Here is a 16,087-nt window from a genome sequence, read left to right as displayed (position 1 = left end):
GACCTTAGCGCTTCGAGTACTGAGGCGCCTTACGGGCCTTCTTGAGACCGGCCTTCTTGCGCTCCTTGACGCGAGCGTCACGCGACAGGAAGCCGGCCTTCTTCAGGGTGGGACGGTTGTTCTCCGCGTCGATCTCGTTCAGCGCACGGGCGATGCCGAGACGCAGCGCGCCGGCCTGACCCGAGGGGCCACCACCGGAGATGCGCGCGATGACGTCGTAGCCGCCGGCGAGGTTGAGGACCGTGAACGGGTCGTTGATCAGCTGCTGGTGCAGCTTGTTCGGGAAGTAGTCCTCGAGCGTACGGCCGTTGACCGTGATGGTGCCCGAGCCGGGGATCAGGCGCACGCGGGCGATGGCCTGCTTGCGACGACCCACAGCCGCGCCCGGGACGCTCAGCACGGGGCGGGGAGCCGCCTCGACTGCTTCGGTCTCGGGAGTCGACGTCGAGAAGTTCTGGGGGGTTTCGGTGGTGTCCTGGATGTCAGCCACGAGTATGTCCTTAAGTCCTTTAGGTCCGGCGCTTACTGGGCGACCTGGTCGAGGGTGTACGTCTGCGGCTGCTGAGCGGCGTGCGGGTGCTCGGCACCGACATACACCTTGAGCTTCGTCAGCTGCTGGCGGCCGAGGCTGTTCTTGGGGAGCATGCCACGGATGGCCTTCTCGACAGCGCGGACCGGGTTCTTCTCGAGGAGCTCGGCGTAGGTGACCGACTTCAGGCCGCCCGGGTAACCGGAGTGGCGGTAAGCCAGCTTCTTCTGGAGCTTCTGACCCGTGAGCGCGACCTTGTCGGCGTTCACGATGATGACGAAGTCACCCGAGTCGATGTGGTTGGCGAAGGTCGGCTTGTGCTTGCCGCGCAGGAGTGCGGCGGCGTGCGAAGCCAGACGGCCGAGAACGACGTCAGTGGCGTCGATGACGACCCAGTCGCGCTGGACTTCGCCAGCCTTGGGAGTGAAAGTGCGCGTCACGATAGTGCTGCTTTCTTGTTCGAACGGAGAAGTTCGTGAATCCCACTCCGGGGTGGTTCCCTGTGGCCTGCAGACAGGACTTCGGGGAACACGCCAGTGGAGGGCTCACGTTCGCGGCACTCGGCAGTCGAGTACCAAAGTGACAGCTTACGCCATGACGGGCCGTTCTCCCAAAATGAGCCCGCCCCGCCGGCGAGCGCTGCTCTGGGGCGGGGCGGGCTGTCATCGCGGATTCAGCCGACGTCGGCACGCTTCCCCGGTTCGAGTACCCGCAGACGGTGCGCCCTGCCGGCGTGCTCGAACATGCCCACGAGACGCTCGCGCGTCTCGGAGAAGTGGAACCAGCCCTCTGCATGCACGGGGACGATGACGGCATCCGCCAGCACCTCGGCGGCCTCGAGCGCCGTGCGCGCGTTGAGAGTGAGATCGCTGTCGCCGAAGCGTCCGACGTTCGCCGCGCCGGCGAAGAGGAACGCCACGTCGATCCGCGGGAACCGTTCGGCGATCGCCCGTACGAGCTCGACCGAGGCGTTGTCGCCGGAGACGTAGACGGTCGGATTGCCGTCGGCCTGGAGGATGAATCCCGTGACCGCCCCGCTGAGCGCCTCGGCGCCCTCCGGGCCGTGCAGAGCGGGAACCGCGGTGATGGTGACGGCCCCGACTTCGTGGCGCTCCCAGGGCTCGAGCCCGGTCGCCCCGTCGATGTGCTGTGCCGACTCGACGGTGGTCAGCGTCAGCGGGACCTCGGACAGCAGGGCGCGGCCCGACTCGTCGAGGTTGTCGGCGTGCTGCTCATGCGACAGCAGCACGACATCGATCGGACCGAGCGCGGATGCCGGGACGGCCGGCCCCGACAGCTTGTACAGCGTCACGCCGCCGGCGTACTCCCCCGGCTCGTCGAAGGTCGGGTCGGTGAGGACGGAGAGTCCGGCGTAGGTGAAGTGCACGGTCGGACCCCCGACCAGGAGGGCTGAGATCTTTGTCATGGCCTCAGCTTCGAGCATCCGCCCCCTGACATCCAGTGGCCCTGAGGCACATGTTCGATAAGATCAGGCCATGCCTGTTCGCCACCGGGTCGCCGTCCTCGCCTTCCCTCGGATCAGCCCCTTCCACCTGTCGGTGCCGACGCTCGTCTTCGGCGGCGCGGGACTCGACAGTGTCGACGGCCTCTACGACGTCACCGTCTGCGCCGAGAGTACCGGCACCATGCAGACGGGCGCAGGCTACTCGATCCACGTCGACGCCGGGCTCGAGGCCATGGCGGACGCAGACCTCGTCGTCATCCCCAGCTGGCAGCGCGGAGCGGTGCCGTCTGACGAGCTGCTCGGCGCGGTGCGAGCCGCGCACGCGCGCGGGGCCCGAATCGTCGGCTTGTGCCTCGGCACGTTCGTGGTCGCGGCCTCCGGCGTCGCCGCCGGAAGAGAGGTCTCCACGCACTGGGCGGCCGCCTCGCGGCTCGCAACGGCAGAGCCCGACGTCCAGGTGCGCGACGACGTGCTGTGGACCGACCTCGGCGACGTCATCACCTCGGCCGGGGCCGCCGCCGCGCTCGACTGCTGTCTGCACATCGTCCGCTCCGATCACGGCAGCGTGGCCGCCGCCGCGCTCGCCCGCTCGCTCGTGCTCGCGCCGCATCGCACCGGATCGCAGGCGCAGTACATTCCTGCCCCGGTGGTCGCCGCATCCGCCGACGATCCCATCGGCCGGGCCATGCTGTGGGCACGCGCGGACCTCGCAGGGTCATTCGACATCGACGGATGGGCCGCGTCCGTGCATCTGTCGCGGCGCACATTCACACGCCGGTTCCGCGAGCGCACCGGGACGAGCCCGCAGCAGTGGCTCCTCGATCAGCGCGTCGACGCTGCGCGCGCCATGCTCGAAAGCTCGGAGGAGACGATCGAGCGCATCGCGGACCTCGCCGGATTCGGCAGCGCCGTGTCGCTGCGACTGCACTTCCGTCAGCGGCTGGGCGTCAGCCCCGCCGCACACCGGGCCGCGTTCCGCGTCGGCGCCGCATGACCCATCGCCCGCGGCTGGATCATCTCCGGGGTACCGAACGTGGGCGTCGTCTGAGTCAGTCGAAGCGGGCCGTCACCAGAATCGGCCGGTGATCACTCGACCCCTGCGGAAGAGTGGTCACCCGCTGGATCTCGAACCCCGTGGACGTGGCGAAGTCGTAGTGTCCGCGGAACACCCGGTACCTCGTGTACGTGTGGTCGTCGCTGAGGGTCAAGGCGTATCCGTGCTCGCGGACCGCGCGTCCGAGGTTCTCCTTGAACACCGGATAGTTGTAGTCGCCGACCATGAGCTGCGGCAGTCCGGGTCCGAGTTCCGACAGCTGGGTGAGAGCCGCCCTGATCTGGTGACGCCGCAGCGAGTTCAGTGCGGTGAGGGGCGCGGCGTGGAATGACGCCACGATGAGCTCGCGACCCTCATCGATCTCGTGCAGCCGCGCCCCGAGAACACGCTCGTGGGCCGGCTTCGCAATGCGGTCGTGCAGAGACTTCTTCAGCTCGATCGCCTTGACGCCGAGTACGCGGAAGGTGCTCGCGCGATAGTAGAGAGCGAGCCCCAGCCGGTTGCCCTGCGTCGCGTCGGCGAGCGCGAGGTCGCCGATCTGCTCGGGCAGCCCCTGCACATCGCACTCCTGCAGGCACAGGAGATCGGGGTCGTGCACGCCGACCAGCTGCGCGAGCTCTCCGGCTGCGCGATGCTTCTGCAGGTTGTATGAGATGACCTTCATGACAGTCTCACGCTACCCGGCGACGCTGTGCGTGGGCGAGGAATCATTCGTCGTAGCCCCAGCGGATGCCGAGCACGCCCGGCCCGAAGGCGTGCCTGGCGGCGTGTACGGCCCCGCTTTTCACCGAGCGCATCGTCGAGACGTAGTCGTCTTCGGTCTCGACGTACTCCTCGCACCAGGTGGGCAGAGCGTCGGGGTGGAACCGCACCCAGATCAGCGATTCTCTGGCGACCCTGGACGTCGCGTGCCATGCCGACTGCTTCGGCGGATACCCCGGCGGATAGGTCTCGGTGAACTCGAACAGCGCTGTCCCGCCGGCTGTGATCGGCGTGTCCAGCGCGATGACGACGCCGGAGAGCAGACGACCCGGGTGCAGGTACTCGCGGTCGACCCTTCCGCCGACGACATCCGAGACCACCGGCATCGCATCCGTCTCCACCGGTGCCGCGTCGATCAGGGGGATCTCGGTCATCACGCCCTTCGTCGACTGCACCAGCGCCCTCGTGACGACCCGTTCGACCGTGCCGTTGAGGCCGACCTGCACGGTCATCTGCGTGGAGAGATCGCGCAGCGCATCCTGCGGAGCGGCCCGCAGCGCGGCGAGTGTCTCATCCGCCTCGCGCTGAACACGCTCCTCGTCGAACGGCAGCCGCGGCGGCGCGACGGTTCCGAGACGCGTCGACGGGCCCAGGAGGCTCGTGAGATGACCCCGGTCCAGGCCGAGGCGGTCCTCGATGCCCTCGACGGCGCTGAGCGACTGCGCGCCCTCCGGCTGACGCGCACCCGAGCGCCAGTAGCTCAGAGTCGCCATGGACACCGGGTTGCCATCGTCTCTGAGCTGGCTCTGCAGCTGGGCGAGCGTGACACCGCGCGCGGAGATCGCCATACGCAGCGCGGAGGCGAAGGCGGTAGATCGATCCATTCGTGTCCCCCTGCCATGGTGTGCAGACGCCGTCGTCAGAGTCAGCATACGGATTCGCTTCTGACGGCGACCCGCATCAAGGCCGGGCGTGTCCCGCAGCTCCCGCTCCCCTGCGTTCGAGCGATTCCCGCGAAGGCGCCTCAGCTTCTCGGCGAGCGGCGATGCACGATTCCCTGGACCTTCGCGGTGTCGTCTCCCGCCCGCGCTGCGTCCCCCGGGAACAGCACGTCGCGGATGGTCTGCCGCTCCCTTCGCCGGCGACCGGCATCCGACCACCCGACCAGCAGGCCGAGCACGATGAGCGCGGCGGCCACGACCGGCAGAGCGCCGGCGTCTGCGCCCGCCCAGCTCATGCCCCCGGCGAAGATCACGGCGATCGCCCCGGCGGCGCTCAGGCCGTGCTCGAGGCGCACGGCTGCACGGTTCTCGGCGACGAGAGGCTCGATCAGCTCCGGGTCGACCCTCCGCGCTCGGCCGTCGCGGACCCAGCGGGCGAGCACCACTTCGCGCATCCCCTGCAGGAGCACGCCGCAGATCCAGGCGGCGAGCCCGAGAACGGCGCAGATGAGAATGGCTGTGCCGCTGGACAGGCTCAGCACATCGATGCCGTTCTCGATCGGCTGGTTCCAGTGCACTGGTTCACAGGTACGGCACTGCTGGCGAAGGAACACCGACAGCATGAATGCGGCGAGCGCCGCAACGGTCGCGATCGTGAGCACCAGGGCGATGCGGTTCACGAAGCGTGCGCCAGGGGTGATCAGCCAGCGCGGCACGTCGACCTCGACCGCCGCAGCCCGACGTCGGGCATCCGCAGCGTCCGCGGCCGGGACACCTTTCTTCCACGACGACCACAGCGCCTGCAGTCGCCCGATCGTGCGATCCAGACCCGACCTCCCCGCAGTGCGCAGCCCCCAGCCGATCGCGACGAACAGCAGGCAGCCGCCCAGGACGATCCAGGTCTCGATGTCTTCGCGCAGATCTTCGGTGAACAACGCCGCGAGGGCGAAGAACGCGCCGAGGCCCGCAGCGCACCAGAACAGCACCGTCCCGGTGGTCCGCATGACGGCATAGGGCGACGAGCTCAGGCTCACCCTGAGCGGACGAGGCGGCACCGCACCCGCAGGCAGTCGCTCGACCGCACGCAGCGCCGCGATGCGCTCGGCCACGAAGACCAGGGGTGTTCCAAAGCCGAGCACTGCGGCCGCGACCAGGAAGACGCCCATGCTGGCACGGAAGATCGGGTCGAGATCGAGCTCCGAGTACAGAGACGAGAGTGCCTCCTCCCCCACGATCCCGGCGACGAGGATGCCGAGGAACGCGTACAGGGTTCCCACGATCAGGCCGATGCAGGCATCGGCCGCCGCACGCCAGAACGCCCAACCCGGTGAGCCCGCCTCGACGAAGGACTCGTTCATCAGCCGTCGATCGAGCGACGGGCCCGCGTCTGCTCCGCCCTCGCCGCCAGCAGATCGTCAGCCGGATACCCGACCTCGGTGAGGGTCAGACCGCGTGCGGCGAGCACCTTGAACTCGCTCGTCCGCGCGAGCGCATCGCGCAGCGTCACCACGTCGGCGACATCGAGCCGCCCTTCGCCCACCGCCGCGCAGGCGCCGACCAGAGCACGCACCATGCTGTGGCAGAACGCATCGGCCTTCAGCTCGGCGACCAGCACGCCCTCGGCGTCGCGGGTCCACCGGTACTCGAGCAGCGTGCGGATCGTGGTCGCCTCCTCGCGCGGCTTGCAGTACGCGGCGAAGTCGTGCAGTCCGATGAGCGTCTGCGCGGCGGCATCCATCCGCTCGACATCCAGCGAGCCGCGATGGGTCGTGGTGTTCGCACGCCGCAGCGGGTCGTAGCCGGCGACGTCGTCGGCGAGCCGGTAGCGGTACCGGCGCCACACCGCCGAGAACCGGGCGTCGAAGCCCTCGGGAGCGATCGACGTGCGAACGACCGTCACGTCGGGATACGCACCGAGCACGCCGCGCATGCGGCCGGCCAGCGAGCCGGCCGGGTCGTGACTCGCACGTCCGTGCCGCGTCTCGACGCGCGCCCACTGCTCGTCGTCGAGGTCGACGTGAGCCACCTGGCCGACGGCGTGCACCCCGGCATCCGTCCTCCCCGCGACGACCAGCTGCACAGCCGAGCCGACGATGCGTGCGAGCGCCTCTTCGAGGGTACCCTGCACGGTGCGCAACCCCGGCTGCCTGGCCCATCCGCGGAAATGGGTGCCGTCATAAGCGATGTCGAGCCGGATGCGCACGCATCAAGACTAGGACAGGCGCTCGACCAGGATTCCGTCCTCATCGCTGTACAGATGCGCACCCACCGCGAAGTCGACGCCGCCGAACGACAGCGTGACATCGGCCTCGCCCGTCGCGTTCTTGGTGCTCTTGCGCGGATTCGTGCCGAGCGCCTTGACCCCGAGGTCGAGCCCGTCGATCGCGACGCTGTCGCGGATCGCCCCGTTGATCACCACGCCTGCCCAGCCGTTCTCGACAGCGAGCGCGGCGATCATGTCGCCCATGAGCGCACGGTTCAGCGAGCCGCCTCCGTCGACCACGAGCACGGCGCCCTCCCCCGGCGTCGAGAGCACCGACTTCAGGAGCGCATTGTCTTCGTGGCAGCGCACGGTGCGGATCTTTCCGTCGAACGCGCGGCGCAGACCGAACGACCGCATCTGCAGAGGCAGGGACTGGATGCTCTCTTCGAGCTCGTCGTACAGGTCGGCCGTCGCGATCGCCATCAGATGCCTCCGTCGATCGACCGGGGGAACTCGGATACGTCTTCGGGCACCATGACCTCCGTGTCCATGTTCAGGCTCTCCCCGCCGAAATAGCGCTTCGACCGCGGGAAGAGGTACCAGACGAACATCAGCACCAGTCCGACGGCGAGCGAGCCGATGCCGACCACGAAGGTGCCGCCGATGCCGAAGATCACCGAGTAGCCGTAGTCGACGTCCCACATGTCGATCGCGGACTGCACGAAGGCTGCAGCGAGCATGAGACCGCCGAGCAGCGGGAAGATGCCCTTGAAGAAGAGGTCGCGGGGCGACTTGCGGAGGTCGGCCCGGAAGTACCAGACGCAGGCGAAGCCGGTGATCGAGTAGTAGAACGCGATGGCAAGACCCAGCGACAGGATCGAGTCCTGCAGGATGTTGTCGCTGATCAGCGTCATGCCCACGTAGTAAGCGATCGCGACGACGCCCATCACGATGGTCGAGAACGAGGGCGTCTTGTACACGGGGTGCACGTCTTTGAACCTCGCGGGCAGGGCGCGATACACGCCCATCGCGAGCGTGCCGCGCGCGGTGGGGAGAATCGTGGTCTGCGTCGACGAGACCGCCGAGATGATCACGGCCACCACGAGCACCCAGCCGAACGGACCGAGCAGCCCGTCCTTGATCGCGAGGAAGAAGTCATCTGCGTGCTCCTCGTTGCCGAGGCCCGTGCCGGTCTCGCCGAGCCCCGCGTACATCATCGCCGCGATCGTCACCGCGACGTAGGTGAACAGCAGGATGACGCAGGTCAGGAGCGCGGCCCGGCCCGGGATGCGCTTCGGGTCCTTGGTCTCCTCGTTCAGTGCGAGACAGGTGTCCCAGCCCCAGTAGATGAAAAGGGCGAGCAGGATCGCCTCGGTGAAGCCCGACCACGACGTGAAGGCGAACGGGTTCATCCACTCCCACGAGAACTCGATGGAGTTCGGGGCGTTGCCGCTGACGATCTGCCAGAAGACCGCGACGATGAAGACGACGAGGGCGAGGTACTGGATGCCGAGCAGGATGTTCTGGATGCGCTCGCCGATCTCGACCCCGCGCCAGCTCACCCACGTCATCGCGGCGATGAAGATCACGGCGACGATGATGACGCGCCAGTCGTTGTTCTCGAGGTCCTGCCCGATCAGCGACCAGAAGTACACCGAGGCGATCTGCGCGAGGTTGGCGAGTACGACCATGCCGGCGACGGCGACGCCCCAGCCGCCCATCCAGCCGACCCAGGGGCCGAAGGCCTTCGTGCCCCACGTGAACGTCGTGCCGCAGTCGGGAACGGCGTTGTTGAGCTCGCGGTAGGCGAAGGCGATCAGCAGCATCGGCACGAAGGCGAGCACGAACGCGATCGGAGCTTGCGCACCGACCGCGATGACGACCCAGCCGAGGGAGGCGACCAGCGAATACACGGGTGCGGTCGACGCCAAGCCGATGACGGTCGATCCCCAGAGCCCCAGTGTTCCCGCTGCCAGCCCCTTGCCGTCGGGTCGTTCAAGATGGATTGGCGTCGTTGACATGCTCAGAACAGTAGGGCGACGACGCTTATCGCGTCAAGAGTCCGATCGAAACAACGGATTACATATGTGTTACGCGAGAATCACAACGGAATCCGCAGACTGTCATGAGCGGGCGACCATCGTGTCGGCGTGCTCTGCCACCCAGCCGATCAGCGGCAGCATCCGCTCCATCAGATCGCGTCCGAGCGGGGTCAGGCTGTACTCGACGTGCGGAGGCACCGTCGGGAACGACTCGCGATGCACGATGCCGTCGTCGACCAGGGTGCGAAGCGTCGTCGCCAGCATCTTCTCGCTGATGCCGTCGACCTCGCGGCGCAGCTCGCCCCAGCGTCGCGTGCCGTCGGAGAGCGAGGCGAGGACCAGGACGCCCCACTTGCTCATGATGTGGTCGAGGATGACCCGGGTCGAGCATCCCGACTCGAACACCATCGGCGTCGAGGCCTTGATCTCCGCAAAACTCACCGTCATGTAGGTACCTTACTTCAAAGTGGGTACCGGCTGGATGGAATGTGCGGGAGGCGCCGCGGGGTTGTCGATGAGGTCACCAACGAAAGGACACCTCATGACCATCCTCGTCACCGGCGCCACGGGCCAGCTCGGCCGTCTCATCGTCGAGAGCCTGCTCGAGCGCGGCGCGTCCGCAGACCAGATCGTCGCGGGAGCACGCGACGTCTCGAAGGCGGCCGACCTCGGTGTTCGCGCCGTGCACCTCGACTACACCGACCCGGCGTCCATCGCCGCAGCCCTCGACGGCGTCGACTCGGTCGTGCTCGTCTCGGGGTCGGAGGTCGGGCAGCGCGTGGCGCAGCACCAGGCCGTCATCGATGCGGCCGCAGCGGCCGGGGTGTCGAAGTTCGTCTACACGAGCGCCCCCAAGGCGACCACGAGCGACCTCGTGCTGGCCCCCGAGCACAAGGCGACGGAAGAGGCCATCGCGGCATCCGGACTCCCCGCCGTGATCCTCCGCAACAACTGGTACACCGAGAACTACGTCCGCGACCTCGCGACGGCCGCGGAGACCGGCGTGCTCTCCTCTGGCGCCGGCGACGGACGGGTCGCCTCGGCGAGCCGCAAGGACTATGCGGATGCTGTCGCCGTCGTCCTCCTTGAAGACGGGCACATCGGCGAGGTGTACGAGCTCGGCGGCGATGTCGCGTGGACGTACTCCGACCTCGCCGCGGCGTTCTCGGAGATCCTCGGCCGCGAGGTGAGCTACGTGCCGCTGAGCTTCGACGAGCAGGTGGCGGCACTCCGTGGCTTCGGACTCGACGAGGGCACCGTCGGCTTCGTGGCGGCGCTGGATGCCGGCATCCGCGGCGGCGCGCTGGCCGACACCGATGGCACCCTCTCGCGCCTCATCGGACGCCCGACCACGCCGCTGGTCGAGGGGCTGCGCGCCGCGGCCTGAGGCCGGTGGCGTCCGCTCGTACGGTCCAGGTCTCGGTCCGCTCCCATGCGGGGACTTCTCCCCATCCGGGAGCGGACTGCCTGCGTGTTAGCCTTCACAGGCAGTTCACAGAGACACCCAGGGGGGACGTTCGGATGCAGGATGTGGACCTGGGCCAGCTTTCGCTGGCGCAGCAGGTGATGGAACGGCAAGAGGGGCACGCCGAGGCGATAGGCAAGCATCTCGAGGAGTATGCGCGGCTCAGTGCCGGTGACCTCGGGCTGATCCTGCAGCTTGTGAAGCCGATCACCGACAGTTTCGTCGACGTCGGCACGGATATCGCAAGGGCATCAGCGAGCGTGTCCCGTGTCGGCGCATCGAAGATGGGCTCGACGATCACGACGTACCAGGAGGCCGAGCGCGAAGTCGTCGAGAGGATGACCACTGTCGCCCAGCAGATCGGCGGCGCGATGCCCCCTCCGTACTCCCCAGCGGACGCCCCGACACTGGGAGCACCGGTCGATCAGGCGCCCCAGCTGTATGGCTACACGAGCAACGACCTCTTCGGGGATGCGTTCAAGGACGGCTACAGCATTGCGGAATGGGTGGACCAGACCTCGGATCAGCTCGGCGACCGCTTCTCTCAGTTCCTGAGCTCCTCTCCCCACGTCGACGAATCGGTCGACGTTCGCAGCTACCTGCCTTATCCCCAGGGAGACAACCCCGAGATCGAAAGCGTTCGCTGGAAGGCAGGCGCGATCTTCGGTGGCGTCGACTGGATGTGGGAGCAGGTATTCGGGTACTCGCTGCTCGAGGAGATCACCAAGCCTTTCGTCGGCGACTGGGAGCGCATTACCCAAGCGGCGGTCGCGTGGACGCACGCGGGAGACGCATCGAAGGCGATCGGCGACAACTATCGCGGCATGCTCCCCGCGGTAGGCGGGAGTTGGGTGGGCGACGGCTCGGAGCAATTCCTCGTCGCGGCGGCGGTAGTGGCGGATGGTCATGGTCTGATGCAGAGCCCCGCCGGCGCACTGTCGCTGGCCCTCAAAGGATTGGCGGCCGCCGTCAAATGGGTGGTCGGGAAGATCCTCGGTCTCCTCGAGAAACTCAGCTACACCCTGCTGCGCATGGCGGCGGCGGCCACCGTGCCGGTCGCGGGCTGGGTCTTCGGCGCGATCTACGGCGGCCTTGAGATCATGGATCTCGTCAAGGACGTTCGCGACGCATACAAGTGGATCAACCGGATATACACCCTCGTATCGAGCCTGGCCGGAGGGCTTGGCAGCATGTTCGACTCGTTCTATCGCATGGCCGATCTCACCGAGACGCTTGTGCGGGCGGGTGCGGCTCGTGCTTGATCGCGACCTCGCGGGTGACAGTCCCGGCGGCTTCCCGGAAATGCTCGGACGCTTCATCGAGGAGATGGAGCGAGACACAGCACGGCTTGATGCCGAGATCGCAGCCAGTAGGGCCGCATACGAAGACGCAGACGAACAGCGCGCGGAAGACGCCCGCGCCGGCAAGCTCGGTCGGGAATGGCAGGTGCTCCAACGGCGCATCGATGCCGGCGAGACGTCGGCACTCGCGGTGCTGACCGGCGACGACCCCTCTCCTGAGGCACGATCTCTCCGCGAGTTGTCGATGCGCAATCTGCAGAACATGCGCGCCGAATGGGACATGCGCGCCGACGTCGAAGATGAGGACGAGAAACCTGAGGATCGCCCTCCCCACGTGCAGGCGCGCGGAGCTGCGCGCGAATCTCACGAACACTTCGAACGCATCTCCGCACAGATCGCCGAGATGATTCGCCACGCACAGAACGGAGGGCTGCGGTGAACGGCTACAAGGTGGAACCTACGACTGTAGACACCGCTGGAGCGGACCTTCGGGCAGCATCAGAAGCGATCGCCGGGCACACCCGCACACTGGCCGGAGCCTCCTCCGCGCTCCGCACGCTGTGGACCGGGTCAGCGTCGGATGCTTTCGGAAGCGCGCAGGACGGCTGGCAGGCGGAGATCCACGGCATGGTGACGGCTGCCGGCCTTCTCTCCACCGCTCTCCAGGAGAGCGCTGATGCGTACGATCGCGCGGACCGTGCGGTCGCGCGCGCCTGGTCGATCTGACGTGTACACCGGCCGAGGCAAGCGCACGCGCATCGCTCCGTTCACCAAGCTCGACGGTGTCGACGGTGCGCGCCTGATCGTCGCCGTCGACCCGCATACCGCCCTCACTGTCGGCGTAGCGGCGATGTCGACGAACCGCTTCACGCCCGGCACCGCCGAACTGCAACAGAAGCTCACTGCCTCGGGCTCGCCGTGGATCGGCCAGGATCTGCGCATCGGCAATTCGAGATCCACCGGCCTCTTCCACACGTCCGGCATCGGGGACCCTGACGACCTGCTGCTGCCGTTCACCTGGTCTCTGGTCGTTCCGACACTCGCGATCGTGTGCTCACGCCCCACGCCCGCGGGCGCCGAACTGCTCATGTTCGCTCACCCTTCTCCGTCGAGATCCTTTGGCCGCGAGCACGAGGTCCGCCCGCTCATGGCCAAGGCCTACACCCGGATGCAGCATGATTTCTCCCTCAGAAACGCGCTGCTGCAGCACGAGCCGATCGCTCATGTGACCGACGAGACCTGCCCAGCGTCTCTGGCCTTCATCACCCGTCACCTCGGCTGGGATTGAGCCTCCGCGGAGATCTGGGCTGGCCGCCTGTCTAGGACGGGCTGGAGCGGCGAGGCTCACTGAATCGTCGGAATCCGATTCTGCGTGGGCATCGCCTTCCCCACCGCGAGCTCTTCGAGCTGCGTCCACACCCGTGCGACCCGGTCGGGCTCGGGCTGAGCGGTGTGGGCCAGCGGCGCCAGCCGCGTCGGCAGACCCCTCCGCCCGTTCGCCGGGCCGTAGTACTCCCCGCCGCGGGCTCCGGGATCCGTCAACGCGCGCACGGCCGACCAGGCAGCGGCATCCTTCCCCTGCGCCCAGGGCGTGAACGGATTGCGCCGGCGCTGAGTGCGAGGGTCATAGACGCCCTCGCGGGCCGGCGTCTTGGCATCAACGCCCACGCCCGGATGCGCCACCAGCGAGGCGGCAGGATTCCCGTCCGACCGCAGCCTGCGGTCGAGCTCATAGGCGTACAGCTCGGTCACGGTCTTCGCCTGCGTGTACGCACGGAAGAAGCCGCGCTGCGGCGTCAGCACATCGTCCACGTCGAGCCGCAGCCTGCGCACGAATCCTGTCGACGCGTGCACGATGCGACCGTCGATCACGGGCAGCAGCTGTTCCACCAGCGCGACGTTCGCGACCGCGTGGGTGCCGAGCATGATCGGCAGGCCGTCGTCGGTGAGGCGGCCGACGGCGGTCTCCATCGCACCGCCGTTCAGGAACAGGCCATCGATTCGACCCAGCCGGGAGAGAGCGGATGCTGCGCTGCGCACCGAGTCGAGCGAGGCGAGATCGAGTTCGACCACCGTGACCTCGGCGCCCGGAACCTGCCGACGGATCGAGTCGCGCGCACGGTCGAGCTTGGCGGCCGATCGAGAGGCCAGGACGACGTGAGCCCCGGCGTCCGCGAGCTGCTCTGCGGCGAAATAGCCGATCCCTGCAGTCGCGCCGGTGACCACGTGGGTTCGACCCGTCTGGTCGGGAAGGTTGTGGGGATCCCAGGACATGATGCTCCTCGCGTCAGAAACGGATAGTTAATCCGTTTCACACGATAGCAGCAAATGGATGATCTATCCGTTTCGTGCGAGAATGTCCGTGTGACACCTTCCGCTCGCTCCGATGCCACGCGCAGTCGGGCGCGTATCCTCGATGCCGCACGCTCCTGCGAGCTCACCTCTCTGCGGCTCAACGACGTGGCTCGCCTCGCGGGAGTCGGCGTCGGCACCGTCTACCGGCACTTCCCCACCGTGCATTCGCTGGTGGAGGCGGTCGCCGTCGACGATCTCGAGAAGTACCGGGAACTCGCCCGCGACGCGGCCGCCGAGCCGGACCCGGAGCGCGCTCTGGAGGTTCTGCTCAGGCGCGGACTGGCCCTGCAGCTGCAGGACGGCGGCCTTCAGACCGTGCTTCTCGCGCACGAGGATGCCGCTCCGGAGACGGCCGCCATCAAGCAGGAGCTGATGGCCTTGGCCACGAGGATCATCGATTCGGCGCGGGATGCCGGCGGCATCCGGTCCGACCTCACCGCCACGAAGGTCATGCACCTCGTGTGCGGCATCGAGCACGCGGTGCGGGTCGGCGGCGGAGACCCCGACTTCTACGTCGACGTGATCCTCGACGGGCTCCGCACCCCTCGCGCTGATGCGATGTCGGAGGCAGCCGGCGCGTGAGCCACGGCTCATGCGAGCGACGTGACGCCTGAATCCCTCAGTCGGCGAGTCGCCGCTTCATCGATGCTCACGCGGACCTCTCCGGGCTCCGCCCCCTCACCCAGGGCGACCCAGAAGATGAACGGCAACAGCAGGGTGCGGATCAGCATGGCCCATCCGGCCTTCGCGAGCCCGATCCTGCCACCGTCGGCCAGCCGCACCGACCTCGTGCCGGCGAGCATCGCGCCGGCAGCCCGCCCGTCGGCGTAGCACCAGCCGTACACGAACGGAAGCACGATCATCATCACGACCGCGATGAGCAGCGCCCCCACGCTCTTGTCGTAGGCCGACGAGAGGGTGAAGTACAGCATGCCCAGACCGATGGCGCTTCCGTTCACGATCAGACTGTCGACGAACCATGCCCACAGCGCGGCTCCGATCGTCGAGTCGACGTAGAGATCACCGTTGCGGAAGGCCCGCACCCTCCGGGCGGCAGACGGTCCCAGCACGGGTTCGAGGCGCTGCCGCACCTCGCTCAGCGGCGAGTCACGCCCTTGCGCTCGTTGCATCACGATCGCGGTCCTCTCGTCGACATGGGAGAACTGCCCATTCTCGCGGATCATCGCGACCCGGTCTCGCGCAACACCTACCGCCGGCCCGTTCCTTCTGTCACCATGATCAGCATCCGGGGAGGCGAACACGACAAGGAGAATCGCCATGCCACGGGAGACCATCACCACGTCCGAGGCTCCGAGCTCGCCGCTCTACAGCCAGGCGGTGCGGGCAGGAAACCACATATACGTCTCGGGAACCGTGGGCGTCGACATCAGCACCGGGAAGCTCGCCGGCGAGAGCATCCAGGAACAGACGCACCAGGCGCTCGCCAACTGCGAGACGATCCTGAAGGCCGCAGGATCGGGACTGAACGATCTCGTCGAGATCGGCGTCCTGCTTGCACGGCCAGAGGATTTCGCAGGCTTCAACGAGGAGTACGCCCGCTGGTTCCCGTCGGATCCCCCGGCGCGCTACGTTGCGAAGCTCGGCGTGGAGCTACCTGGCATCCTCATCTCCATCAGGGCAACCGCCGTCACCGCGTGATCGATCGCCGAATCCGCGGACGGCGCGAAGGCAGGCTGCTCGTCGAATCGGGAGCTATGCGAGCTGGTCGAGGACGAGTTCCCCGCTGGCGTTAAGCTGCTTCATCATCCGCTCGATCCGCTTCGGATCGACCACCGGCATGACGATCTCGTCGAAGGACAGCGCCAGAGGGATGCTCGGATGCATCCAGATGCTGAGCCGCCCCGTGTGCTCCTTCTCGTCGGGCAGCCACGACATCATGAAGCTCTCCTGCCGACGCAGCTTCGTGCCGATGACGATCTTCAGATGCGCGAGGGTGACATCATCGACGTCGATCACCGGGCGGGCGCTGTTGTACTCGAGAGTCCCCATGATCTGCACCCTATCGCTCT

General features: G+C 67.5%; 21 protein-coding genes. 8 read left to right on the top strand and 13 right to left on the bottom strand.

The features are described from left to right. Positions 1 to 4: 4 nt before the first annotated feature. From rpsI to RS84_RS11590, 3 genes are all read right to left on the bottom strand, one after another. On the bottom strand, positions 5 to 490 hold the full coding sequence (gene rpsI / locus RS84_RS11600) for a 30S ribosomal protein S9 (protein WP_045257923.1): 486 nt from the start codon (positions 488 to 490) through the stop codon (positions 5 to 7). 32 nt (positions 491 to 522) lie between these two features. Continuing rightward, positions 523 to 969, bottom strand: a complete 447-nt coding sequence (gene rplM / locus RS84_RS11595; protein ID WP_045257922.1) for a 50S ribosomal protein L13 — start codon at positions 967 to 969, stop codon at positions 523 to 525. A 233-nt stretch (positions 970 to 1,202) separates the two neighbouring features. Further along, entirely contained in the window at positions 1,203 to 1,955 is a 753-nt protein-coding gene (locus tag RS84_RS11590) for an MBL fold metallo-hydrolase (protein WP_045258140.1), read from the bottom strand. Positions 1,956 to 2,025: 70 nt separating this feature from the next. Between RS84_RS11590 and RS84_RS11585 the strand changes: the two genes are divergently transcribed. Beyond that, positions 2,026 to 2,988 carry a GlxA family transcriptional regulator gene (locus RS84_RS11585; RefSeq protein ID WP_045257921.1) on the top strand — a complete coding sequence of 321 codons (963 nt, stop codon included), beginning with the start codon at positions 2,026 to 2,028 and terminating at the stop codon, positions 2,986 to 2,988. A 55-nt stretch (positions 2,989 to 3,043) separates the two neighbouring features. On the opposite strand, the gene RS84_RS11580 is transcribed toward RS84_RS11585, so the two are convergent. From RS84_RS11580 to RS84_RS11550, 7 genes are all read right to left on the bottom strand, one after another. Next, on the bottom strand, positions 3,044 to 3,712 hold the full coding sequence (locus tag RS84_RS11580) for an endonuclease/exonuclease/phosphatase family protein (protein ID WP_045257920.1): 669 nt from the start codon (positions 3,710 to 3,712) through the stop codon (positions 3,044 to 3,046). Between the two features lie 43 nt (positions 3,713 to 3,755). Beyond that, the gene (locus tag RS84_RS11575; RefSeq protein WP_045257919.1) at positions 3,756 to 4,634 is read right to left on the bottom strand and encodes a hypothetical protein; all 879 of its coding nucleotides are present in this window, start codon (positions 4,632 to 4,634) and stop codon (positions 3,756 to 3,758) included. Between the two features lie 140 nt (positions 4,635 to 4,774). Further along, positions 4,775 to 6,049: a hypothetical protein gene (locus tag RS84_RS11570; protein ID WP_045257918.1), complete on the bottom strand. Its 1,275-nt coding sequence runs from the start codon at positions 6,047 to 6,049 to the stop codon at positions 4,775 to 4,777. Beyond that, positions 6,049 to 6,894: a tRNA pseudouridine(38-40) synthase TruA gene (gene truA / locus RS84_RS11565; protein ID WP_045257917.1), complete on the bottom strand. Its 846-nt coding sequence runs from the start codon at positions 6,892 to 6,894 to the stop codon at positions 6,049 to 6,051. Before truA ends, RS84_RS11570 begins: the two co-directional genes overlap by 1 nt. 9 nt (positions 6,895 to 6,903) lie before the next feature. Next, complete coding sequence (gene rraA, locus RS84_RS11560) at positions 6,904 to 7,377, bottom strand: ribonuclease E activity regulator RraA (protein WP_045257916.1); 474 nt, start codon at positions 7,375 to 7,377, stop codon at positions 6,904 to 6,906. Further along, positions 7,377 to 8,915 carry an APC family permease gene (locus RS84_RS11555; protein ID WP_045257915.1) on the bottom strand — a complete coding sequence of 513 codons (1,539 nt, stop codon included), beginning with the start codon at positions 8,913 to 8,915 and terminating at the stop codon, positions 7,377 to 7,379. The genes rraA and RS84_RS11555 overlap by 1 nt, the downstream gene beginning before the upstream one ends. Positions 8,916 to 9,017: 102 nt before the next feature. Then, positions 9,018 to 9,383 (bottom strand): winged helix-turn-helix transcriptional regulator, encoded by a 366-nt coding sequence (locus RS84_RS11550; RefSeq protein WP_045257914.1) that lies wholly within the window; start codon positions 9,381 to 9,383, stop codon positions 9,018 to 9,020. 94 nt (positions 9,384 to 9,477) lie between these two features. Here RS84_RS11550 and RS84_RS11545 point away from each other — a divergent pair, with 94 nt between their 5' ends. From RS84_RS11545 to RS84_RS11525, 5 genes are all read left to right on the top strand, one after another. Next, positions 9,478 to 10,323 carry an SDR family oxidoreductase gene (locus RS84_RS11545; RefSeq protein WP_045257913.1) on the top strand — a complete coding sequence of 282 codons (846 nt, stop codon included), beginning with the start codon at positions 9,478 to 9,480 and terminating at the stop codon, positions 10,321 to 10,323. A gap of 134 nt (positions 10,324 to 10,457) precedes the next feature. After that, complete coding sequence (locus tag RS84_RS11540) at positions 10,458 to 11,663, top strand: hypothetical protein (RefSeq protein ID WP_045257912.1); 1,206 nt, start codon at positions 10,458 to 10,460, stop codon at positions 11,661 to 11,663. Then, positions 11,656 to 12,141 (top strand): hypothetical protein, encoded by a 486-nt coding sequence (locus RS84_RS18690; protein WP_152641807.1) that lies wholly within the window; start codon positions 11,656 to 11,658, stop codon positions 12,139 to 12,141. The genes RS84_RS11540 and RS84_RS18690 overlap by 8 nt, the downstream gene beginning before the upstream one ends. After that, complete coding sequence (locus RS84_RS11530; RefSeq protein ID WP_045257911.1) at positions 12,138 to 12,428, top strand: WXG100 family type VII secretion target; 291 nt, start codon at positions 12,138 to 12,140, stop codon at positions 12,426 to 12,428. The genes RS84_RS18690 and RS84_RS11530 overlap by 4 nt, the downstream gene beginning before the upstream one ends. Position 12,429: 1 nt before the next feature. After that, positions 12,430 to 12,990 carry a hypothetical protein gene (locus RS84_RS11525; RefSeq protein ID WP_045257910.1) on the top strand — a complete coding sequence of 187 codons (561 nt, stop codon included), beginning with the start codon at positions 12,430 to 12,432 and terminating at the stop codon, positions 12,988 to 12,990. Between the two features lie 56 nt (positions 12,991 to 13,046). On the opposite strand, the gene RS84_RS11520 is transcribed toward RS84_RS11525, so the two are convergent. Beyond that, the gene (locus tag RS84_RS11520) at positions 13,047 to 13,976 is read right to left on the bottom strand and encodes an SDR family NAD(P)-dependent oxidoreductase (RefSeq protein WP_045257909.1); all 930 of its coding nucleotides are present in this window, start codon (positions 13,974 to 13,976) and stop codon (positions 13,047 to 13,049) included. Between the two features lie 90 nt (positions 13,977 to 14,066). Between RS84_RS11520 and RS84_RS11515 the strand changes: the two genes are divergently transcribed. Continuing rightward, entirely contained in the window at positions 14,067 to 14,639 is a 573-nt protein-coding gene (locus RS84_RS11515) for a TetR/AcrR family transcriptional regulator (protein WP_235281477.1), read from the top strand. Between the two features lie 8 nt (positions 14,640 to 14,647). On the opposite strand, the gene RS84_RS11510 is transcribed toward RS84_RS11515, so the two are convergent. Continuing rightward, complete coding sequence (locus RS84_RS11510; protein ID WP_152641806.1) at positions 14,648 to 15,241, bottom strand: hypothetical protein; 594 nt, start codon at positions 15,239 to 15,241, stop codon at positions 14,648 to 14,650. Between the two features lie 94 nt (positions 15,242 to 15,335). Here RS84_RS11510 and RS84_RS11505 point away from each other — a divergent pair, with 94 nt between their 5' ends. Next, the gene (locus RS84_RS11505) at positions 15,336 to 15,716 is read left to right on the top strand and encodes a RidA family protein (protein ID WP_045257907.1); all 381 of its coding nucleotides are present in this window, start codon (positions 15,336 to 15,338) and stop codon (positions 15,714 to 15,716) included. A gap of 54 nt (positions 15,717 to 15,770) precedes the next feature. Here the strand turns inward: RS84_RS11505 and RS84_RS11500 are convergent, their stop codons facing one another. Then, positions 15,771 to 16,067 (bottom strand): hypothetical protein, encoded by a 297-nt coding sequence (locus RS84_RS11500; RefSeq protein WP_045258137.1) that lies wholly within the window; start codon positions 16,065 to 16,067, stop codon positions 15,771 to 15,773. Between the last annotated feature and the right edge of the window lie 20 nt (positions 16,068 to 16,087).

Source organism: Microbacterium hydrocarbonoxydans (assembly GCF_000956475.1).
GTDB classification, from domain to species: domain Bacteria; phylum Actinomycetota; class Actinomycetes; order Actinomycetales; family Microbacteriaceae; genus Microbacterium; species Microbacterium hydrocarbonoxydans_A.
The sequence above is the reverse complement of the archived record's forward strand: the minus strand, read 5'-3'. Positions and strand labels throughout refer to the sequence as shown.

Coding starts and splice junctions, on each gene's coding strand:
- RS84_RS11590 (WP_045258140.1), bottom strand. CDS start 1,955: ATGACAAAGATCTCAGCCCTCCTGGTCGGGGGTCCGACCGTGCACTTC.
- RS84_RS11580 (WP_045257920.1), bottom strand. CDS start 3,712: ATGAAGGTCATCTCATACAACCTGCAGAAGCATCGCGCAGCCGGAGAG.
- RS84_RS11575 (WP_045257919.1), bottom strand. CDS start 4,634: ATGGATCGATCTACCGCCTTCGCCTCCGCGCTGCGTATGGCGATCTCC.
- RS84_RS11570 (WP_045257918.1), bottom strand. CDS start 6,049: ATGAACGAGTCCTTCGTCGAGGCGGGCTCACCGGGTTGGGCGTTCTGG.
- rraA (WP_045257916.1), bottom strand. CDS start 7,377: ATGGCGATCGCGACGGCCGACCTGTACGACGAGCTCGAAGAGAGCATC.
- RS84_RS11545 (WP_045257913.1), top strand. CDS start 9,478: ATGACCATCCTCGTCACCGGCGCCACGGGCCAGCTCGGCCGTCTCATC.
- RS84_RS11510 (WP_152641806.1), bottom strand. CDS start 15,241: ATGATCCGCGAGAATGGGCAGTTCTCCCATGTCGACGAGAGGACCGCG.
- RS84_RS11505 (WP_045257907.1), top strand. CDS start 15,336: ATGCCACGGGAGACCATCACCACGTCCGAGGCTCCGAGCTCGCCGCTC.
- RS84_RS11550 (WP_045257914.1), bottom strand. CDS start 9,383: ATGACGGTGAGTTTTGCGGAGATCAAGGCCTCGACGCCGATGGTGTTC.
- RS84_RS11500 (WP_045258137.1), bottom strand. CDS start 16,067: ATGGGGACTCTCGAGTACAACAGCGCCCGCCCGGTGATCGACGTCGAT.
- RS84_RS11585 (WP_045257921.1), top strand. CDS start 2,026: ATGCCTGTTCGCCACCGGGTCGCCGTCCTCGCCTTCCCTCGGATCAGC.
- RS84_RS11520 (WP_045257909.1), bottom strand. CDS start 13,976: ATGTCCTGGGATCCCCACAACCTTCCCGACCAGACGGGTCGAACCCAC.
- RS84_RS11540 (WP_045257912.1), top strand. CDS start 10,458: ATGCAGGATGTGGACCTGGGCCAGCTTTCGCTGGCGCAGCAGGTGATG.
- RS84_RS11555 (WP_045257915.1), bottom strand. CDS start 8,915: ATGTCAACGACGCCAATCCATCTTGAACGACCCGACGGCAAGGGGCTG.